Origin of the sequence: Sphingomonas sp. (genome assembly GCF_040398505.1) — a bacterium.
Classification (GTDB): domain Bacteria; phylum Pseudomonadota; class Alphaproteobacteria; order Sphingomonadales; family Sphingomonadaceae; genus Sphingomonas.
The window spans coordinates 12,028-18,434 of sequence record NZ_JBBATX010000052.1 but is presented as its reverse complement, the minus strand read 5'-3'; the positions used below and the strand labels follow the sequence as shown (position 1 = coordinate 18,434).

Sequence of the window (6,407 nt, the reverse complement as noted above, 5' to 3'; positions counted from 1 at the left end):
TCAGACGTGTATCGCCTTCCCTCTCACCGCCATCGCCGCCTCCTTGATCGCCTCCGAGTGCGTCGGATGCGCATGGCAGGTGTACGCGATGTCCTCGCTGGTCGCGCCCATTTCCATCGCGAGCCCCGCCTCGGCGATCATCGTGCCGGCCGGGACCGCGATCGCCCAGACGCCCAGCACGCGATCGGACTTGGCGTCCGCAATGATCTTCACAAAGCCGTCGGGATCGTGATTGGTCTTGGCGCGGCTGTTGCCCGCCATCGGGAATTTGCCGACCTTGATCTCGCCTTTCGCCGCCGCCGCTTCCTCGGTCAGGCCGACGCCGGCGATTTCGGGCCAGGTGTAGACGACGAGCGGGATCACGTCGTGATTCACGATGCCGGTCAGGCCCGCGATATTCTCGGCGACGGCAATGCCTTCATCCTCGGCCTTGTGCGCGAGCATCGGGCCGGGAATGACGTCGCCGATCGCCCACACGCCAGGGACTTTGGTCTGGAAGCGGTGGTCGGTCTCGATCTGGCCGCGCGGATTGGCGCTGAGCCCGGCCTTGTCGAGCGCGAGGCCATCGGTATTGGGGCGGCGACCGATCGAGACGAGGACGCAATCGGCCTCGATCGTTTCGGCGGCACCGCCCGCGGCGGGTTCGACGGTGACGGTTGCCTTATCGCCGGTCACGGCGACGCCGGTGACCTTGGTCGACATCCGGAATTCGATGCCCTGCTTCTTGAACATCTTTTGCGATTCCTTGCGGATTTCGCCATCGAAGCCGGGCAGGATCTGGTCGAGATATTCGACGCAGGTCACCTTGGCACCAAGCCGACGCCACACGCTGCCAAGCTCGAGCCCGATCACGCCGCCGCCGATCACGACCATGTGGCCGGGGACCTTGTTGAGTTCGAGCGCGCCGGTCGAATCGACCACGATCTGCTTGTCATTATCGACCGTGACGCCGGGGAGCGGGGTGACCGAGGAGCCGGTGGCGATGACCACGTCCTTGGCGGTGACCGTCTGCTCGCCGATCTGCACGGTGTGCGCGTCGACGAACGCGCCGCGACCCTTCAGCCACGTCACCTTGTTCTTCTTGAACAGGAAGGCGATGCCGCCGGTGAGTTGCTTGACCGCATCGAGCCGCTGGCCGTGCATCGTCGGCAAATCGAGCTCGGGCGTGACCTTGATGCCGAGCTTGGCCATCGTGCCGTTGGCGGCGGCGTCGAAATATTCGGACGCGTGGAGCATCGCCTTGGACGGGATGCAGCCGACGTTGAGGCAGGTGCCGCCGAGCGTCTCGCGCGATTCGACGCAGGCGGTGCGCAGCCCGAGCTGCGCGGCGCGGATCGCCGCGACATAGCCGCCGGGGCCGGAGCCGATGATGAGGACGTCGTAATCGTAGGTCTGGTCAGCCATTAGGTGCTCCGATCGGCAGCGGCTTCGTGCGCTCGCCGTCCTGTGTGATAGTGATCATCTGGCCCGCCATGGTCCCGCGTTCAAGCACGGCAATCACACGATCGACCGTCACCGCCCATTCGCTATGCGGCAGCCGACTGAACAGGATGGCCAGCGGTGGGGGCAATCCCAGATTGAAGATCCAGTTTCCGAACCCCTTGTCGCCCGTGATGAAGATCAGCGAACCGATGTCCGGTCGCGCAAGAATTTCCGGATCGAACCGACCCGGCATCGTTTCGAGGATGAATTCGACGTCGTAGCCGGCCTCGCGCAACTGCAAAACGACTCGCCGATGCACATTCTGATCGGCCAGCAGCTTCACCGATTACGCCGCTTCCCGCCGCGCCGAATCGGCTTCCTTCATCATCAAGTGGTTTGAAAAGGCGATCGCGGCGCGGATATCGGCTTCGGTGAGGCTTGGATAGCCATCGATCACCTCCGCATGGCTCGCGCCTTCCGACAGATATTCCAGCACCAGCTCGACCGAAATACGCGTGCCGCGCACCACCGGCTTGCCCCCGAGAATGCCTGGGTCCGAATGGATATGCTTGCGCCAGTCGATCTCCACCATCGCCGTCCTCACAAATCGATCAAAATCCGCGTTGGGTCCTCGATAGCATTTTTGAGCGCGACGAGGAACGTCACCGCTTCGCGCCCGTCGATCAGGCGGTGATCGTAGCTGAGCGCGAGATACATCATCGGGCGGATCACGATCTGGCCATCGCGGACCACCGGGCGATCTTCGATACGGTGCAAGCCCAGCACGGCCGACTGGGGCGGGTTGATGATCGGGGTCGACATCAGCGAGCCGAACACGCCGCCATTGGAGATGGTGAAGGTGCCGCCCTTCATCTCTTCCATCTTGAGCGTGCCGTCCTTGGCGCGCTTGCCGAAATCGCCGATCGCCTTCTCGACTTGCGCCACCGACATCTGGTCGGCATCGCGCACCACCGGCACGACGAGACCGCCCGGCGACGATACTGCGACCGAGATATCGGCATAATCGTGATAGACGATCTCATCGCCCTCGATCGCGGCGTTGACGCTCGGAATGTCCTTCAGCGCAAGGCAGGCCGCCTTCACGAAGAAGCCCATGAAGCCGAGCCGGACGCCATGCTTCTTCTCGAACAGATCCTTATATTTGGCGCGCGCTTCGATGACGGCGGTCATGTCGACGTCGTTGAACGTCGTCAGCAGCGCCGCGGTATTCTGCGCTTCCTTCAGGCGCTTGGCGATCGTCTGACGCAGCCGCGTGATGCGTACGCGCTCTTCCTTGCGGCCAGTGGCCGCAGCGACCGAGGCGGCGACGGGCAGGGCTTCGCTCGGAGCCGGAGCCGGAGCCGGGGCCGGCGTTGCGGCGGCGGCGAGGACATCGTCCTTGGTCAGGCGGCCATCCTTGCCGGTGCCCTTGACGGTCGCGGGATCGACGCCGTGTTCGAGCACGGCGCGACGCACCGACGGGCTGAGCGCGGCGGGGGTATCGCTGACGGGCGCGGCGGGCGCAGGTACGGGCGATTCGAGCACGGCAGGCTGCGGCGCGGGGGCGCTGGCGGGGGCGGCGTCGCCAGCGTCGATCGTCGCGATCATTGCGCCGACCAGCACGGTATCGCCGACCTGCACCGCATGTTGCCCCATCACGCCGGCCACCGGCGAGGGCACTTCGATCGACACCTTGTCGGTTTCGAGGCTCGCGATCGGCTCATCGACCGCGACCTTGTCCCCCGGCTGTTTGAGCCATTCGCCGAGCGTGGCTTCGGTGATCGATTCGCCGAGTACCGGCACTGTTACTTCGGTTGCCATGTCAGCCTCTTTTTCCACCCCGGCGAAGGCCGGGGTCCAGTTGCGCAACGCTTGCCGATCAAGCGCCGCGCGAAATTACCTACGTCCCGCTACTGGGCCACGGCCTGCGCCGGGGTGATAGCGGGGCGAACGATCAAACCTTGCGTGTCCGCCGGATTTCCTCGCGGACATTGTGCCCGAGCGCCTCGGCGACGAGCGCCGCTTGCTCCATCTGGTGGCGCTTCATCAATCCGGTGGCAGGCGATGCCGAGGCAGCGCGCCCGGCATATTTCGCACGCGACACGCTACCCCCGACCGTCGCCAGCGCATCCTCGATGAACGGATCGACGAAGCTCCACGCGCCATTGTTCTTCGGTTCTTCCTGCGCCCACACGACCGTTTCGAGGTTGGTCATCCGCTGGAGCCGCGCGACCAGCGGCTCGCCCGGGAAGGGGTAGAGCTGTTCGAGCCGGACGATCGCGGTGTTGGTGTCGCCTGCCGCGTCACGCGCTTCGATCAGATCATAGGCGACCTTGCCGGTGCACAAGACGAGACGGCGGACATCGGCATCGGCCGGCGCCGACGGATCGCTCAGGATCCGCATGAAATGGCTCTCGCCCTGGAAATCGGCGGCTTTCGACACCGCCAATTTGTGCCGCAGCAGCGATTTGGGCGTGAACACGATCAGCGGTTTGCGGAACGGCCGATGCATCTGCCGCCGCAGCAGGTGATAATAATTGGCGGGGGTGGTGCAATTGGCGACCTGCATATTGTCCTGCGCGCACAGTTGCAGGAAGCGTTCGGGCCGCGCCGAGCTATGCTCGGGCCCCTGCCCTTCATAGCCGTGCGGCAGCAGCATCACGAGGCCGTTGGCGCGCAGCCACTTGGCCTCGCCCGACGCGATGAACTGATCGATCATGATCTGCGCGCCGTTCATAAAGTCGCCGAACTGCGCCTCCCACAGCACCAGCGTCTTCGGGTCGGCGAGCGCATAGCCATATTCGAAACCGAGCACGCCATATTCGCTCAAAGGTGAATCGAGCACTTCGACCGTGCCATGCTCGATTTGCGCGAGCGGCAGATATTTGTGTTCGTCGGTCTGATCGACCCACACCGCATGGCGCTGGCTGAAGGTGCCGCGGCCCGAATCCTGGCCCGACAGACGCACGCCATAGCCTTCCGACAGAAGCGACCCGAAAGCGAGCGCTTCGCCGGTCGCCCAATCGAAATTGCTGCCCGATTTGAACATCTCGCGCTTGGCATCGAGCACGCGGTTGAGCGTTTTGTGGACGGTCAGCCCCGCGGGGATCGTCGTCAGCGTGCGCCCGAGCGAATCGAACAATTTGGGTTCGATCCCGGTGATCACCCCGCGCCGCTCGGTCTCGGAATCGGCCGGCGCGTGCAGCCCCGACCAGCGGCCCGCAAACCAATCGGCCTTGTTGGGCTTGTACGCCGCGCCTGCTTCGAATTCGCCTTCAAGCAGGGTGGTGAATTGCTTGATATTCTCGTCGATCCAGGCGCGGTCGACCACGCCCTGCTCGGTCAATTTCTTGCCGTAGATTTCGCTGACCGGCGGATGCTGGCGGATGCGGTCGTACATCAGCGGCTGGGTGAAGCTCGGCTCGTCGCCTTCGTTATGACCAAAGCGGCGATAGCACCACATGTCGATCACGACATCGCGGTGGAATTTCTGGCGATATTCGATCGCCATCTTGGTGGCGAAGGTCACCGCTTCGGGATCATCGCCATTGACGTGGAAGATTGGTGCCTGGACGCCCTTGGCAACATCGCTCGGATAGGGCGAGCTGCGCGCGAATTGCGGGCTGGTTGTGAAACCGATCTGGTTATTGATCACGAAATGGACGCAGCCGCCGGTATTATAACCGCGGATGCCCGAAAAGCCCAAGCATTCCCACACGATCCCCTGCCCCGCAAACGCGGCATCGCCATGGATCAACACCGGCAGCGAGCGGCTATGTTCTTCGAGATCGCCCGCGATCGTCTGAATCGCACGGACCTTGCCGAGCACGACGGGGTCTTCCGCCTCAAGGTGCGAGGGGTTGGCGACGAGCGACATGTGGACGCTGATCCCGTCGAATTCGCGATCGGTCGAGGTGCCGAGATGGTATTTCACGTCCCCCGAACCGGCGACATCGTCGGGATTGTCCGAACCGCCGCCAAATTCGTGGAAGATGATGCGGAAGGGCTTGGCCATCACATTGGTGAGGACGTTCAGCCGCCCGCGATGCGCCATGCCGAAAACGATGTCGTTGACGCCCATCGCGCCGCCATATTTGATCACGCTTTCGAGCGCGGGGATCATGCTTTCGCCGCCGTCGAGCCCGAAGCGCTTGGTCCCGACATATTTCTTGCCGCAGAATTTCTCCCACTGCTCGGCTTCGATCACCTTGTTGAGGATCGCCTTTTTGCCGAGCGGGGTGAACTCGATCGCCTTGTCCTTGCCCTCCATCCGCTCCTGCAGAAAGCGGCGTTCCTCGACATCGGCGATGTGCATATATTCGAGGCCGACATTGCCGCAATAATTGGCGCGCAGTGTGTCGACCAGCTCGCGCACCGTCGTCCATTGCAGCCCCATCGTGCCGCCGAGATAGATTGGCCGGTCGAGGTCGGCATCGGAAAAGCCGTGATATTCGGTCGACAGATCGTCGGGCCGCGGATGCTTTGACAGGCCGAGCGGATCGAGATTGGCGGCGAGATGGCCCCTGACCCGATAGGTGCGGATCAGCATCATCGCGCGGATCGAATCGCTCGCGGCGCGGATGATCGCATCCTGCGACGGCGCCGCAGCCACAGGCTTGGGCGCGCCGCCCTTGGCGGGTTTGGGCGCTGGCTCCATCTGGGTCGGGTCGAGTGCGGCGGTCAGGTCATCGGTTGACGATAGCGGCCAGTTGGGCTGCTGCCACGATGCGCCTTCGGTGGAACCCTCAAGCCCCTCGAACCAGGAGCGCCACGACGATTCGACGCTGTCGGGCGACGCTTTGAAGCGCGCGTACAGCGTCTCGATGAAGGCCGGGCTTACGCCGCCGGCCACATCCGCGAAATCCTGATTCTCAAAGCCCATCCAACTTCTCCCTCGCCCCTCCCCGAGGGGAGAGGGATGCGAAGACTTGGGTCGCGTTCTTCACGCGGCCCTAGTCGTAGCTGGGAGAGGGGTGTGCGGTCGC

Annotated in this window: 5 protein-coding genes; all 5 read right to left on the bottom strand. The window is 63.8% G+C overall.

Annotated elements, in window-relative coordinates; all coding sequences use genetic code 11:
* The 5 genes from lpdA to ABWP09_RS08305 all read right to left on the bottom strand — a co-directional run bounded on the left by lpdA (window position 1) and on the right by ABWP09_RS08305 (window position 6,304).
* A complete protein-coding gene (gene lpdA / locus ABWP09_RS08325) occupies window positions 1–1,404 on the bottom strand; it encodes a dihydrolipoyl dehydrogenase (protein ID WP_353204681.1) in 1,404 nt (467 codons plus the stop codon).
* On the bottom strand, window positions 1,397–1,765 hold the full coding sequence (locus ABWP09_RS08320) for a DUF5615 family PIN-like protein (RefSeq protein ID WP_353204680.1): 369 nt from the start codon (window positions 1,763–1,765) through the stop codon (window positions 1,397–1,399). The genes lpdA and ABWP09_RS08320 overlap by 8 nt, the downstream gene beginning before the upstream one ends.
* Window positions 1,766–1,768: 3 nt before the next feature.
* A complete protein-coding gene (locus tag ABWP09_RS08315; RefSeq protein ID WP_353204679.1) occupies window positions 1,769–2,014 on the bottom strand; it encodes a DUF433 domain-containing protein in 246 nt (81 codons plus the stop codon).
* An 8-nt stretch (window positions 2,015–2,022) separates the two neighbouring features.
* The gene (gene odhB / locus ABWP09_RS08310) at window positions 2,023–3,243 is read right to left on the bottom strand and encodes a 2-oxoglutarate dehydrogenase complex dihydrolipoyllysine-residue succinyltransferase (RefSeq protein WP_353204678.1); all 1,221 of its coding nucleotides are present in this window, start codon (window positions 3,241–3,243) and stop codon (window positions 2,023–2,025) included.
* A 133-nt stretch (window positions 3,244–3,376) separates the two neighbouring features.
* Window positions 3,377–6,304, bottom strand: a complete 2,928-nt coding sequence (locus ABWP09_RS08305) for a 2-oxoglutarate dehydrogenase E1 component (protein WP_353204677.1) — start codon at window positions 6,302–6,304, stop codon at window positions 3,377–3,379.
* Between the last annotated feature and the right edge of the window lie 103 nt (window positions 6,305–6,407).